At 66.1% G+C, this 13,121-nt stretch carries 12 protein-coding genes; 4 read left to right on the top strand and 8 right to left on the bottom strand.

Annotated elements, in window-relative coordinates; translation table 11 throughout:
• Position 1: 1 nt before the first annotated feature.
• On the bottom strand, positions 2-814 hold the full coding sequence (gene lgt / locus AC07XB_RS08965; RefSeq protein ID WP_492375466.1) for a prolipoprotein diacylglyceryl transferase: 813 nt from the start codon (positions 812-814) through the stop codon (positions 2-4).
• Between the two features lie 72 nt (positions 815-886).
• Positions 887-1,897 (bottom strand): LysR family transcriptional regulator, encoded by a 1,011-nt coding sequence (locus AC07XB_RS08970; RefSeq protein ID WP_492831962.1) that lies wholly within the window; start codon positions 1,895-1,897, stop codon positions 887-889.
• A 164-nt stretch (positions 1,898-2,061) separates the two neighbouring features.
• On the opposite strand from AC07XB_RS08970, the gene ilvD reads away from it, so the two are divergent.
• Positions 2,062-3,735 carry a dihydroxy-acid dehydratase gene (gene ilvD / locus AC07XB_RS08975; protein ID WP_043348892.1) on the top strand — a complete coding sequence of 558 codons (1,674 nt, stop codon included), beginning with the start codon at positions 2,062-2,064 and terminating at the stop codon, positions 3,733-3,735.
• A 303-nt stretch (positions 3,736-4,038) separates the two neighbouring features.
• Here the strand turns inward: ilvD and AC07XB_RS08980 are convergent, their stop codons facing one another.
• From AC07XB_RS08980 to AC07XB_RS08990, 3 genes are all read right to left on the bottom strand, one after another.
• On the bottom strand, positions 4,039-4,626 hold the full coding sequence (locus AC07XB_RS08980) for a hypothetical protein (RefSeq protein ID WP_492375665.1): 588 nt from the start codon (positions 4,624-4,626) through the stop codon (positions 4,039-4,041).
• Positions 4,623-5,075 carry a DNA polymerase III subunit chi gene (locus AC07XB_RS08985; RefSeq protein WP_492375664.1) on the bottom strand — a complete coding sequence of 151 codons (453 nt, stop codon included), beginning with the start codon at positions 5,073-5,075 and terminating at the stop codon, positions 4,623-4,625. The genes AC07XB_RS08980 and AC07XB_RS08985 overlap by 4 nt, the downstream gene beginning before the upstream one ends.
• A gap of 105 nt (positions 5,076-5,180) precedes the next feature.
• Positions 5,181-6,743 (bottom strand): leucyl aminopeptidase, encoded by a 1,563-nt coding sequence (locus AC07XB_RS08990; protein ID WP_492831964.1) that lies wholly within the window; start codon positions 6,741-6,743, stop codon positions 5,181-5,183.
• A 139-nt stretch (positions 6,744-6,882) separates the two neighbouring features.
• On the opposite strand from AC07XB_RS08990, the gene lptF reads away from it, so the two are divergent.
• The 3 genes from lptF to AC07XB_RS09005 are packed head-to-tail and all read left to right on the top strand — an operon-like array spanning position 6,883 to position 9,591.
• Positions 6,883-8,007 carry an LPS export ABC transporter permease LptF gene (gene lptF, locus AC07XB_RS08995; RefSeq protein WP_183036652.1) on the top strand — a complete coding sequence of 375 codons (1,125 nt, stop codon included), beginning with the start codon at positions 6,883-6,885 and terminating at the stop codon, positions 8,005-8,007.
• On the top strand, positions 8,004-9,158 hold the full coding sequence (lptG, locus tag AC07XB_RS09000) for an LPS export ABC transporter permease LptG (protein WP_416049489.1): 1,155 nt from the start codon (positions 8,004-8,006) through the stop codon (positions 9,156-9,158). The genes lptF and lptG overlap by 4 nt, the downstream gene beginning before the upstream one ends.
• A 28-nt stretch (positions 9,159-9,186) precedes the next feature.
• A complete protein-coding gene (locus AC07XB_RS09005; RefSeq protein WP_492812698.1) occupies positions 9,187-9,591 on the top strand; it encodes a sirohydrochlorin chelatase in 405 nt (134 codons plus the stop codon).
• Between the two features lie 304 nt (positions 9,592-9,895).
• On the opposite strand, the gene cobA is transcribed toward AC07XB_RS09005, so the two are convergent.
• The 3 genes from cobA to cysD all read right to left on the bottom strand — a co-directional run bounded on the left by cobA (position 9,896) and on the right by cysD (position 13,121).
• Positions 9,896-10,666: a uroporphyrinogen-III C-methyltransferase gene (gene cobA / locus AC07XB_RS09010; RefSeq protein ID WP_492375661.1), complete on the bottom strand. Its 771-nt coding sequence runs from the start codon at positions 10,664-10,666 to the stop codon at positions 9,896-9,898.
• Between the two features lie 47 nt (positions 10,667-10,713).
• Complete coding sequence (locus AC07XB_RS09015; RefSeq protein ID WP_174427935.1) at positions 10,714-12,018, bottom strand: sulfate adenylyltransferase subunit 1; 1,305 nt, start codon at positions 12,016-12,018, stop codon at positions 10,714-10,716.
• Positions 12,019-12,158: 140 nt separating this feature from the next.
• Positions 12,159-13,121, bottom strand: a complete 963-nt coding sequence (gene cysD / locus AC07XB_RS09020) for a sulfate adenylyltransferase subunit CysD (RefSeq protein ID WP_459371774.1) — start codon at positions 13,119-13,121, stop codon at positions 12,159-12,161.

Genomic DNA, 13,121 nt, shown 5'->3' on the forward strand with positions numbered 1-13,121 from the left:
TTTAACGGATCGGGGCCTGCGCCGCCTGTCCGTGACGGTTCGCCCAGACCACCATGGCAATGCCAGCCAGGATCATCGGCAGGCTCAGCCACTGGCCCATGGAGAAGTTCAGCGCCAGCAGGCCCAGGAAGTTATCCGGCTCGCGCGCGAACTCGGCGAGGAAACGGAAACCGCCGTAGCCGATCAGGAACACGCCCGAGACCGCGCCCATGGGGCGCGGCTTCCTGGCGAACAGCCACAGGATGATGAACAGCGCCACGCCTTCGCCGGCGAATTGATAAAGCTGCGAAGGATGGCGGGGAATGTTGTCGCCGGCCTGCGGGAAGATCATGCCCCACGGCAGGTCCGTGGGACGGCCCCACAGCTCGCCGTTGATGAAGTTGCCGATGCGCCCGGCCGCCAGCCCGCAGGGAATCATCGGCGCGATGAAGTCGGTGACCTCCATCCAGTGCCGCCCACGCAGCTTGGCGAACAGCCACATCGCCACGATCACGCCCAGGAAGCCGCCGTGGAAGGCCATGCCGCCCTCCCACACCTTGAAGATCTCAAGCGGATGGCTCAGGTAGTAATCGGCCTTGTAGAAGAACACGTAGCCCAGCCGCCCGCCCAGGATCACGCCCAGCACGCCGAAGAACAACATGTCGTCCAGGTCCTTGACCGTCCAGCCCTGGGCCGCGATATGCGGCTGGCGGATGCGCAGGCGCCCGAACCACAGGAACATGATGAACCCGGCGAGGTACATCAGCCCGTACCAGCGGATGGCGAGCGGGCCGAGATGAATCGCAACCGGGTCGAATTGGGGATGAATCAGCATGTGTGCCGTGGTTAGGGTTGTAGGTAGAGAGATCGCGCACGGGCAACCTGGCGTCCGGCGCGATATCAGGGTTCAGGCTGCGTTAGTCAGGTGCGTTGCCGCAGCGGCAGTGCCAAGCTCCGCGCCCGGCTCCGTGCCCGGTGTTATGCCAGCGTTTTGCGTCAGCGTCATGGCAGCGGCCAGCGCGCCGGCGATCTCGATAAACGATCTCAGCACGGGGCTCACGCTGTCGGCACCAGCCTCGCGCCACACCAGCCCGGTCTCGATATCGGGCCCGGCCTCGCGCAACGGCAGGTAGGACACACCGGTACGGCGAAGGTTGCAAAGCGAGGCCGGCACCAGCGCCACCCCCATGCCGGCGGATACCAGGCTGACGATCGTCTGCATCTGGATGGCCTCCTGGGCGATCACCGGCGTGAGGCCTTCGCGCGCATAACAGCCCGTAATGATGTCATAAAACGCCGGCGCGCTTCGCCGGGGAAAGATGATAAGCGGCTCGTGCGCCGCATCTTTGAGCGAAACGCCCTCCTCGGCTGCCGCCGCGCCATCCGGGCGCCAGCCTTCCGGCACGGCCAGCACCAGCGGCTCGCGCACCAGCGGCAGGTAGGCCACGCCATGCGGCATGGCCGGCAGTTGCGGGCGGATCACCAGCCCGGCGTCGATGCCGCCGTCCATCAGGGCCTCCAGCTGGATATCGCTGGTGGCCTCGCGCAGTTGCAGCTGCACATTGGGGTGCCGCGCCCGGAAGCGCCGCAGCAGGTCGGGCAGGATGCCGTAATCGGCCGTGCTGACAAAGGCCAACGACAGCGTGCCGGCCTCCCCGCGCGCCAGCCGCTGGGCCAGGCCCGGCAGCGCGGCCGCATCGGCCAGCACGCGGCGCACCTCGGGCAGCCATTGCTGGCCCGCAGGGGTGAGCGCCACCGAGCGCCGCGTGCGGGCGAACAGCTGCACGCCAATCTCCTCCTCCAGCGCCTGGATCTGCTGGGACAGCGGCGGCTGCGTCATGGTGAGCCGCCGCGCGGCGCGGCCGAAATGTAACTCCTCCGCCACGGTAACGAAGTAGCGCAACTGGCGCAGGTCCAAAGGAGCTCCTGATATGTTTTTCGACTCAATAAAGGTTGAATAATATATTTGACACGATAAAAGGCAAGCGGCATGCTCTCGTCCACAACATGGCAAGAGCCTGCCCGGTCCTCGGAACCCTGAGGCGCCCCGCGCTGGCCGGCACACTTCCCCCGGAGATTCCCATGGCATACAACAAACGCTCGCAGCACATCACGCAAGGCGTGGCGCGCTCCCCCAACCGCTCGATGTACTACGCGCTGGGCTACAAGAAGGAAGACTTCGACAAGCCGATGGTGGGCATCGCCAACGGCCACTCCACGATCACGCCGTGCAACTCCGGCCTGCAACGCCTGGCCGACGCCGCCGTGGCGGCCATCAAGGCCTCCGACGCCAACCCGCAGATCTTCGGCACCCCGACCATCTCGGACGGCATGTCGATGGGCACCGAAGGCATGAAGTACTCGCTGATCTCCCGCGAAGTCATCGCCGACTGTATCGAGACCGCGACCCAGGGCCAGTGGATGGACGGCGTGGTCGTGATCGGCGGCTGCGACAAGAACATGCCGGGCGGCATGATCGCGCTGGCGCGCACCAACGTGCCGGGCATCTATGTGTACGGCGGCACCATCAAGCCGGGCAACTGGAAGGGCAAGGACCTGACCATCGTGTCGTCGTTCGAGGCCGTGGGCGAATTCACCGCCGGCCGCCTGAGCCAGGAAGACTTCGAGGGCGTCGAGAAGAACGCCTGCCCGTCGTCGGGCTCGTGCGGTGGCATGTACACCGCCAACACCATGAGCTCCTCGTTCGAGGCGCTGGGCATGTCGCTGCTGTACTCGTCGACCATGGCCAACCCGGACCAGGAAAAGGTCGACAGCGCTGCCGAATCGGCACGCGTGCTGGTCGAGGCCATCAAGAAGGACATCAAGCCGCGCGACATCATCACGCGCAAGTCCATCGAGAACGCCGTTGCGCTGATCATGGCCACCGGCGGCTCCACCAACGCCGTGCTGCACTACCTGGCGATCGCCCACTCGGCAGAAGTGGAATGGAGCATCGACGACTTCGAGCGCATCCGCCGCAAGGTGCCGGTGATCTGCAACCTGAAGCCGTCGGGCCAGTACGTGGCGACCGACCTGCACCGCGCGGGCGGCATTCCCCAGGTCATGAAGATCCTGCTCAAGGCAGGCCTGATGCACGGCGACTGCCTGACCATCACCGGCCGCACCCTGGCCGAGGAACTGGAAAACGTGCCGGACACCCCGCGCGCCGACCAGGACGTGATCATGCCGATCGAAAAGGCGCTCTACAAGGAAGGCCACCTGGCCATCCTGAAGGGCAACCTGGCACAGGAAGGCGCCGTCGCCAAGATCACCGGCCTGAAGAACCCGGTCATCACCGGCCCGGCCCGCGTGTTCGAGGACGAGCAAAGCGCCATGGACGCCATCCTGGCCGACAAGATCAACGCCGGCGACATCCTGGTGCTGCGCTACCTGGGCCCCAAGGGCGGCCCCGGCATGCCTGAAATGCTGGCCCCCACCTCGGCCATCATCGGCAAGGGCCTGGGCGAATCGGTCGGCTTCATCACCGACGGCCGCTTCTCGGGCGGCACCTGGGGCATGGTGGTCGGCCACGTCGCGCCGGAAGCGCACGTGGGCGGCAACATCGCGCTGGTGCAGGAAGGCGACTCGGTCACCATCGACGCGCACAAGCTGCTGCTGGAACTCAACGTGAGCGAAGAAGAGCTGGCCAAGCGCCGCGCCGCCTGGAAGCAGCCGGCACCGCGCTACACCCGTGGCGTGCTGGCCAAGTTCGCCAAGCTGGCTTCGACCGCCAGCAAGGGCGCTGTGACGGACTGAGGCTGCGGCTTCATCGCCAGAAGGACAAAAGCCCGCGAGCGATCGCGGGCTTTTTTTGGCAGCGCAGACTCAAGCTCCCGCGTGGTTGCTCCCCTCTCCCGCCTGCGGGAGAGGGGTTGGGGGAGAGGGCGGGCGCTGGATACGTCGCCATGCTGGAAACAACCACGGGCTTCGCTTCAAGTGGCTCCTAGCTAAGCCACCCCTCTCCCCGGCCCTCTCCCCCTGAGGGGAGAGGGAGAGACAGCCGTCGTCATCGCCGGCGGCTTTGGCCTGTTCGCCGGCTTCGTTCGGTGCCTGGGGCCTTCACATGCCGCCCGGGTCCCGCTCGATTTCTTCCAGCGTGGCGTCCAGCCACTCCACCAGCCGGGCCTCCATCGCCTGTGTCAGTTCCGCCGCCAGTTGCGCGGTCAGCGGGGCCAGGCGCGATTGCAGCGTGGCTTCGGTATGGGCCTCCACCACCTGCGGCCACTCAGTGCGAAACCGCATCATCACGCGGGTCAGCAGCTCGCTGCGCACGGCGCGCAACTCGTCCGGGCTGGGCGGCGGGCTGGCGTGGTGCGTGGCGTGCGAGACCGAGTAGGCGCCATCCTGGGTTGACGGGGTTGGCTGGTGCAGTGCCGGGATATCGGGCGCGGGCATGCCGTCGCCGGTCTCACGGGGCATGACGACATGGGTGACCGGGCCGGGCCAGGTCATGTCATGCACGGGCTGAGCATGGCTGGGGCTGCTAGCGCCAGCGTCCGACCACGCTACCGTCTGCGGCGCTCCTGCCGCATCCGGCGCCGGTTGCCTGGCGCCGTCGGTGGGCAGGTCGATCACCTCCGTCAGCAGCGGAATGCTGTCGTTGGGCCCGATGCGCGGGATCACGCGCGAGGTGGTGCGTTCGGTCATGCGGCATCCCCCTTACCCTGTGTTGGCTGGCCGGCCTGGGCGATATCGTGATGCGCCAGCGGATAGCCGCGCTCGCGGTACAGGCGAAAGCGCTCGCGCCCGGCGGCACGGTCGTCGGCGTCGCTGCCGACCACCTCGATCATGCGCTCGAAGCTGGCGAACTGCACCGGCGGCTCGGCGCTAAGGTTGATCAGCAGCTGATGGTGCGGAGCCTGGTCCAGCGCGGCCGCCAACACGATCGGCGTCACCCCGGCGTTCGGGCTGTCCACGCCGCAATGCGGCAGGAAATCCAGCGCGGAGAACGTCCACAAGCGCGCATCGAGCTGCGCCAGCTGCTCCGGCGCGCCATGCACCACCAGTTTCTGGCCGGCGCCGTACGCCTTGCGGATCAGCCGGCAAGCGTAGCCGAGCTTGTCGGGCACGTTGCTGTGGAAATCGATACGCGTCATGGTTGAAAGCAATCCTGTGAGAATGAAGCTAAACAGGGACGGACCCGCGCAGATGCCGGCGCCGGCCCGTCCCTGCTGTCAAGCATCAAGCTTAACCATCCAGCTTCAGCCAGCGCGATCCATCAGGAACTGCGCCAGCAGGGGCACCGGGCGGCCGGTGGCGCCCTTGGCGGCGCCGCTCTTCCAGGCCGTGCCGGCGATGTCCAGGTGGGCCCAGTCGTACTTCTCGGTATAGCGCGCCAGGAAGCAGGCGGCGGTCACGCTGCCGGCCGGGCGGCCACCGATATTGGCCATATCCGCAAAGTTGGACTTGAGCTGGTCCTGGTAGTCATCGTCCAGCGGCATGCGCCAGGCGGTGTCCATGGCCTTGCGGCCGGCTTGCAGCAGTTGGTCCGCAAGGCCGTCGTTGCGCGCGTACAGGCCGCTGTTGACGTGGCCCAGCGCGATGATGCAAGCGCCGGTCAGGGTTGCCACATCCACCACGGCGGCCGGCTTGAAGCGCTCCACATAGGTCAGCGCGTCGCACAGGACCAGGCGGCCTTCGGCGTCGGTGTTGAGGATCTCGATGGTCTGGCCGGACATGCTGGTGACCACGTCGCCGGGCTTGGTGGCGTTGCCGGATGGCATGTTCTCGCAGGTGGGAACCACCGCGATCACGTTCAGCTTGAGGCCCATCTCGGCCACCGCCTGCAGCGTGCCCAGCACCGAGGCGGCGCCGCACATGTCGTACTTCATCTCATCCATGCCCTCGCCGGGCTTGAGCGAGATGCCGCCGGTATCGAAGGTGATGCCCTTGCCCACCAGCACCACCGGCGCCTGCTTGGCCGAGGCGCCGTCGTAGCGCAGCACGATGAACTGGGGCGGCTCCACCGCGCCCTTGGTGACCGCCAGGAAGGCGCCCATCTTCAGGGCCTCGAGCTGCTTGCGGCCCAGCACTTCCACCTTGAGCTTGTGGCGCTTGGCGATGCCGCGCGCGGTATTGGCCAGGTAGGTCGGCGTGCAGATGTTGGACGGCAGGTTGCCCAGGTCCTTGGTCAGCTCCATGCCGTTGGCGATGGCCGCGCCGCGAATCACGGCCTGGGTGGCCGCCTTGGCGTCAGCCGCGTCCACGGTCAGCACCACCTTGCGCAGGCCGGTGAGCTTGTCGGCGCCGTTGCCGTTGCCCTTGGCGTTGGCATTGGTGCGCTTGAGGCCCGGATGGCGCTCCAGCAGGCGGTAGCCCGCCTCGCGGATCAGGGTGACGGTGGTGATCAGGCGCCAGGCCAGGTCGCGGGCGTTGCCAGCTTGCTGCGGGGCCTGCTGCTGGGCCAGGCACCACAGCACATTGGCGGCGCGCGTGCCGGACAAGGCACGCAGCGCGGTGCGCACGGCCTCGGCGAACGCCTTGTCGCCGAACTCGGCTTCCTTGCCAAAGCCCACCAGCAGCACGCGGGCAGCGCCCACACCGGCCACTTCGTGCAGCATCAGCTGGGTACCGCGCTTGCCTTCGAAATCGCCCAGCTTGATGAGCCGGGAGACCAAACCCTTGGTTGCCACGTCGAGTGCCTTGGCCACACCGGCCAGGCTCTGTCCTTCAAACAGGCCCACCACCAGACAATCGGTCTTGGTTGCCAGGAAACCATTTTGGCCCGCTTTGCTCCAATCCAAGGCTTTTGTGCTAAATTCCATCGCGCTTCCTTCCAGGGGCTTGTCCACCACGAAAGCTCCTATTATCCGCGATTTGCTGCCGGCGGTCCGCTATGCTTGCTAGCAAGCCCCCCGGCACCGACATCGCCCGCGCCGGCCGGCAGCCCGGAACCGACTCCGCATGATCTTTCAACAAGCCTTGCGTCGCGAGCTCGCATACACCGCCGGCGCGGTGTTTCTGGTCATGCTGACCTTCATGCTGACCTCGCTCGTGATCCGTATTCTCGGCATGGCCGCCAATGGCCAGGCCAGCCCCAATGACGTCCTGATGCTGATCGGCCTGGCCACCATCGGCTACCTGTCGATCCTGCTGTCCGCCACCCTGTTCATCTCCACCCTGATCGTGCTCACGCGCTGGTACAAGGACTCGGAGATGGTGGTGTGGTTCTCGGCCGGCATCTCGCTGCGCGACCTGGTCAAGCCGGTGCTGCAGTTTGCCGCGCCCTTCATCATCATGTCGCTGCTGCTGGGCATGTTCGCCTGGCCGTGGGCCAACCAGCAAAGCGCGCTGTTCCGCGACCGCTTCGAGCAGCGTGGCGTGCTGTCCATGATTGCCGCCGGCCGCTTCATCGAGCCGGCCAAGGGCAATTACGTGCTGTTCATCGAAGGCATCGACGCCGACATGAAGCACGCGCGCAACGTCTTCGTGGCCAACGCCGAGGCCGACAAGATTGGCGTGGCGCTGGCCCACCAGGGCCAGTTCCAGACCATGCCCAACGGCGATCGCATGGTGGTGATGGAAAACGGCCGCCGCTATGCCGGCACGCCCGGCAAGATCGACTACCGCATCGTCGAGTTCGACCAGTACGCGGTCAAGGTGGACAACAAACCACCTGAGTCGGACGCCAACCTGCCGACCAAGAGCCGCGACACCATCGACCTGCTGCGCAACCGCACCAACGAGAACCTGGGCGAGTTGCTGTGGCGCCTGTCGCTGCCGCTGCTGGCCTTCAACTTTGTGCTGATCGCCATCCCGCTTGCCTACGTCAACCCGCGCCTGGGCCGCTACACGCCCCTGGTCTTCGCGGTGCTGATCTACCTCACCTACAGTAACGTGATCAATCTCTCGCAGGCCTGGGTGCGCTCCGGCTCCATCCCGTTCGCGTTGGCCTGGTGGCCGTTCCACCTGATCGCCCTGCTGGGCGCGGTGATGCTGTTCCGCTACCGCCAGAACCGCAGCCTGGGTGGCTGGCGCGCGGTCTTCGGCCTGCCCCGCAAGGGCGGCGCCCGGGGGAACCAGGCATGAAGGTATTGCGTGTCTACGAGCGTTATTTCGCGCGGCTGATCTACGGCGTCTTCGCCTTCATCCTGTTTGCGGTGCTGGCGCTGTTCGTGTTCTTCGACATGCTCAGCGAGCTGGAGAGCGTGGCCGGCCGCTACACCTCGCTGGTGGCGTTCTTCCACGTTATCCTGCAGGCGCCCACCCGCATCTATGAGGTGCTGCCGATCGCCGTGCTGATCAGCGCCATCTATGTGTTCTCGCAACTGGCCAGCCAGTCCGAGTACACCATTTTCCGGGTGGCCGGGCTGAACACGCGCCAGGCGCTGTTCTCGCTGTTCAAGCTGGCGATTCCGCTGGCCATCGCCACGTTTATCTTCGGCGAGTTCATCGGCCCCAAGGCCGAGCAGTATGCGCAAAAGGTCAAGCTCGAAGCACTGGGCGCCACGGTATCGGCGGGCTTTCGCTCCGGCGTGTGGGTCAAGGACCGCGACCGCGATGCCTCCAAGGGCCATGAGGTCACGCGCTTCGTCAACGTGGCCGGCCTGCGGCCCGACCAGAGCATCACCGGCGTCACCATTTACGAGTTCGACGACCAATACCGCCTGAGCGTGATCCGCGTGGCCAAGGAAGGCCGCTACGAGGGCGGCCAGTCCTGGCAGCTCACCGGCGTGACCGAGACCCACTTCCTGGAACTGCCCAGGGGCGAGCCCGGCAAAGCGGACGCCCTGGCACCGGCCTTCCGCGGCGAGCAGCAAAGCGTGCCCACCATGGCCATGCGCTCCGAGCTGACGCCGCAGATCCTGTCGGTGCTGCTGGTGGAGCCGGAGCGGATGTCCACGGTGGACCTGTTCCGCTATATCCGCCACCTGCGCGACAACAAGCAGGACACCCAGCGCTACGAGATCGCCTTCTGGAAGAAAGTGATCTACCCGCTGACCCTGTTCGTGATGGTGGCGCTGGCCCTGCCCTTTGCCTACCTGCACGCGCGGGCCGGCGCGGTGGGCGTGAAGGTGTTCGGCGGCATCATGCTGGGGCTGTCCTTCCACTTGTCCAACACCCTGTTCTCGCACGTGGGGCTGCTGCATACCTGGCCGCCCATCGTCTCGGCGCTGATCCCCGGCACGCTGTACCTGCTGGTGGCGCTTGGCGCGTTGCGCTGGGTGGACCGGCATTAAGCTAGCCAGCAAGCATTAAGGCTCGAAGATGAATACCACACCCCTTCCCCGCCAGGCCATGGTGCTGTTCGGCCATGGCGCGCGCGATGCGCGCTGGCGCGAGCCGTTTGACCGGCTGCACGCCAGGCTGACAGCCGCGCTGCCGGATTGCGCGGTGCGCCTGGCCTTCCTGGAACTGATGACGCCTTCGCTGCCGGATACGCTGGCGGCGCTGGCCGCCGGGGGCGTTACCGACATCAATGTGGTGCCGGTGTTCTTTGGCCAGGGCGGGCATCTGCGGCGGGACCTGCCGGCCCTGCTGGATGATTGCCGGAGCAAGCTTCCGGGTGTGACGATCCGCTGCGCGGCAGCTGTCGGCGAGGATGACAGCGTGCTGGATGCGATTGCGGCTTATTGTGTGGGGACGCTCAGCAGCGCGGAACAGCGCACCTGAAACATCGAACGAAGCCGAAGAACGGGCCACAACCCCGCGCTACGACGACGGCAGTCGCTCCCTCTCCCCTCAGGGGGAGAGGGCTGGGGAGAGGGGTGGCTTAGCTAGGAGCCACTTGCAGCGAAGCCCGTGGTTTTTGACGGCACGACGGCGTAACGAGCGCCCGCTCTCTCCCCCGGCTTGCTCTCCCGCAAGCGGGAGAGGGGAGCAAACCGGCGCAGCCCGAAAGCTCACAAGCACACAAGCGCAAAGAAAAAGCCGGACAACGCTATGTTGTCCGGCTTTTTACATCGCACCCAGTGCTTCAGGCCGCGCGAGTCTGCGCGTATGCAACGTCGCCATCCACATCCTGCGGCACCACCTCGCTAGCCCGCGAGGCCAGCGCTTCGCCGATCATCAGCAGGCTGGGATGCACCGGATTGATCCAGGCCGCCGCTTCGCCCGCCGCCATCTGCCGCAGCGTGAACTGGCGGCTGCGCTGGTGCGCCGAGGTAGCGGCCTCGACCACCCAGGCAGGCGTGGAAGCCGGCTTGCCGTGCGCGATCAGCTGCGCGGCGATGGCTGCTGCCTGGTCGCGGCCCATGTAATACACCACCGTATCGGCCTTGACATCCGCCTCCACGTCGATCGTGTCAGCCGCCTTGGATTGCGTCGCAAACGCCACGCTGCGCGACACACCGCGCTTGGTGAGCGGCTTGCGGATCGCGGAAGCCGCCGCCAGCGCGGCGGTGATGCCCGGCACGATCTCGTACTCGATGCCGGCCTCTTCCAGCGCCTGCAGCTCCTCGTCGGCGCGGCCGAACAGCATCGGATCCCCGCCCTTCAAGCGCACCACGCGCTCGAACTTGCTGGCCTGGTCCACGATCTGGCGGTTGATGAACAACTGCGCGGTGGAGCGCTGGCCGCAGCGCTTGCCCACCTCGATCAGCTGCGCCTGCGGACACCATGCCAGCATCTCGGGCGAGACCAGCGCATCGTGCAGCACCACCTGGGCTTCGCCCAAAAGCCGTGCACCGCGCACCGTAATGAGGTCCGCGGCGCCGGGACCCGCGCCGATCAGATAGACCTTGCCCATGCCATGCTCCTTCGCGCTCACTGGATCGATTTGTCTATGCACTCGCCTTAAGCGAACGCACGGATCATGCCAGCGGCCACGGTGTGGTTGGTGGCTTCGTCGATCAGCACGAACGCGCCGGTTGCCGGGTTGTCGCCATAGTTGTCGCAGACGATGGGCTTTTGCAGCGAGATCTGCACCGAGCCGATATCGTTCAGGCCGATCTCGTGGCGGTCGGTCTCGTGCAGCAGCGTATGCACGTCCAGCACGCGATCCACCGACGACACGCGCGCGAACACACTGGCCGTGGTGTGCTTGAGCACATATTTGCGGGCCGGATTGAGCGATTCATCGTCGAACCAGCACAGGTCGGCGGTCAGCTTCTTGGCCGAAACGCTGTCCGCCGCGGCAGCCACGAACATATCACCGCGTGACACATCCACGTCTTCCGACAAGCGCACCGTCACGGTCTCGCCCACGCTGGCCGATTCGGCCACGCCGTTGGGCGTCAGCACTTCCGCCACCAGCGCATCGCGGTTGGCCGGCAGCACGCGCAGCTTCTGGCCCACGCGCACGGTGCCTGCCTCGACCCGGCCGGCATAGCCGCGGAAATCGTCAGCCTGGGCGCCGTCCTGGCGGATCACCAGCTGCACCGGGAAACGCAGCGCGGCGTCGCCTTCGGGTGCGGGTTCTTCCACCGGCAGGGCTTCCAGCAGCGGCAGCAGCGGCTCGCCCTGGTACCACGGCATGGCCTGGCTGGCGTTGACGATATTGTCGCCACGCAGCGCCGACACTGGCACGTAGCGCACATCCTTCAAACCCAGCTGGCTGGCCAGCTCGGTATAGGCCGCGCGGATCTGGTTGAAGCGCTCTTCGCTGAACTCGACCAGGTCCATCTTGTTGATGGCCACGATCACGTGTTGCAGTTCCAGCAGCTTCAGGATGGCCGAATGGCGCTTGGTCTGCGCCAGCAGCTCGGCGCGGCCGTCCGTCACGGTCACGCGGGTGGCGTCGACCAGCACGATGGCGGCGTGCGCGGTAGAGGCGCCCGTCACCATGTTGCGGGTGTACTGCTCATGCCCCGGCGTGTCCGCGATGATGAACTTGCGGCGCGCGGTGGAGAAGTAGCGGTAAGCCACGTCGATGGTGATGCCCTGCTCGCGCTCGGCTTCCAGGCCATCGGTCAGCAACGAGAAATCGATCTGCTCGCCGGCGGTACGCTTGTTCTTGGCGTTGGTCAGCGCGGTCAGCTGATCGGACAGCACAGCCTTGCTGTCGTACAGCAGGCGGCCAATCAGGGTGCTCTTGCCATCGTCGACCGAACCGGCGGTGATAAAACGCAGCAGGCCTTGGTGTGTTGCTTGGGTGCTCATTTTAAATCCTTTCTTCGTCCCTCTCGCAGCGCTCGCTCCGGCGCATAGGCGGGAGGCAGCGCTAGGCGCGTGAGGGCGACGTGTACATTGGTACACGAGCACTCTCGCAACGACGCGATGTGCCCGCCTATGCGTCCGGGTTAGAAGTAGCCTTCTTTTTTGCGGCGTTCCATGGACGCTTCGCTGGTCTGGTCGTCCATCCGCGTGGCGCCGCGCTCGGTGATCTCCGTCACGGCCGTCTCGGCGATGATCTCGATCGGCGAGGCCGCAACGCTGGCCACCGGGCAGGTGCAGCTGATGTCGCCCACGGTGCGAAAACGCACCGAGATCACTTCGCTGACGTCGCCGTCTTGCTTCGGCGTGATCGGCGTGACCGGCACCAGCAGGCCGTTCTTCTTCACCACTTCGCGCTGGTGCGCGTAGTAGATCGGGGGCAGCTCAAGCTCTTCGCGGGCGATGTACTGCCACACATCCAGCTCGGTCCAGTTGGAGATCGGGAACACGCGCATCTGCTCGCCGGCCGCCATGCGGGCGTTGTACAGGCTCCACAGTTCCGGGCGCTGGGCCTTCGGGTCCCATTGGCCGAACTCGTCGCGGAAGGAGAAGATGCGTTCCTTGGCACGCGCCTTTTCTTCGTCGCGGCGGGCACCGCCCATCAGCGCGTCGTACTTGTTGGCTTCGATGGTTTCCAGCAGGGTCACGGCTTGCGCGGCATTGCGCGAGTCGGTTTCCTTGCGCAGGCGCACGGTGCCGCGCTTGATGGAATCTTCCACATGGCCCACCACCAGGCGCGCGCCAAGCTCGGCCACGCGCTGGTCACGGAAGCGGATCACTTCCGGGTAGTTGTGGCCGGTGTCGATATGCACCAGCGGGAACGGCAGTTCGGTCTTGCGGTCGCCCAGGCGGAAGGCCTTGAGCGCCAGGTGCAGCATGACGATGGAGTCCTTGCCGCCCGAGAACAGCAGCGCCGGGTTGCGGCACTCCGCCACCACCTCGCGGATGATGTAGATGGATTCCGCCTCGAGCTTGTCGAGGTGATCGTTTTGCACTTGCAGCAGGTGCGCCACTTCCGGCGCGCCGGTCAGTTCGTTCATGATGCCCAT

The organism is Cupriavidus sp. GW821-FHT02F09 (assembly GCF_059421605.1).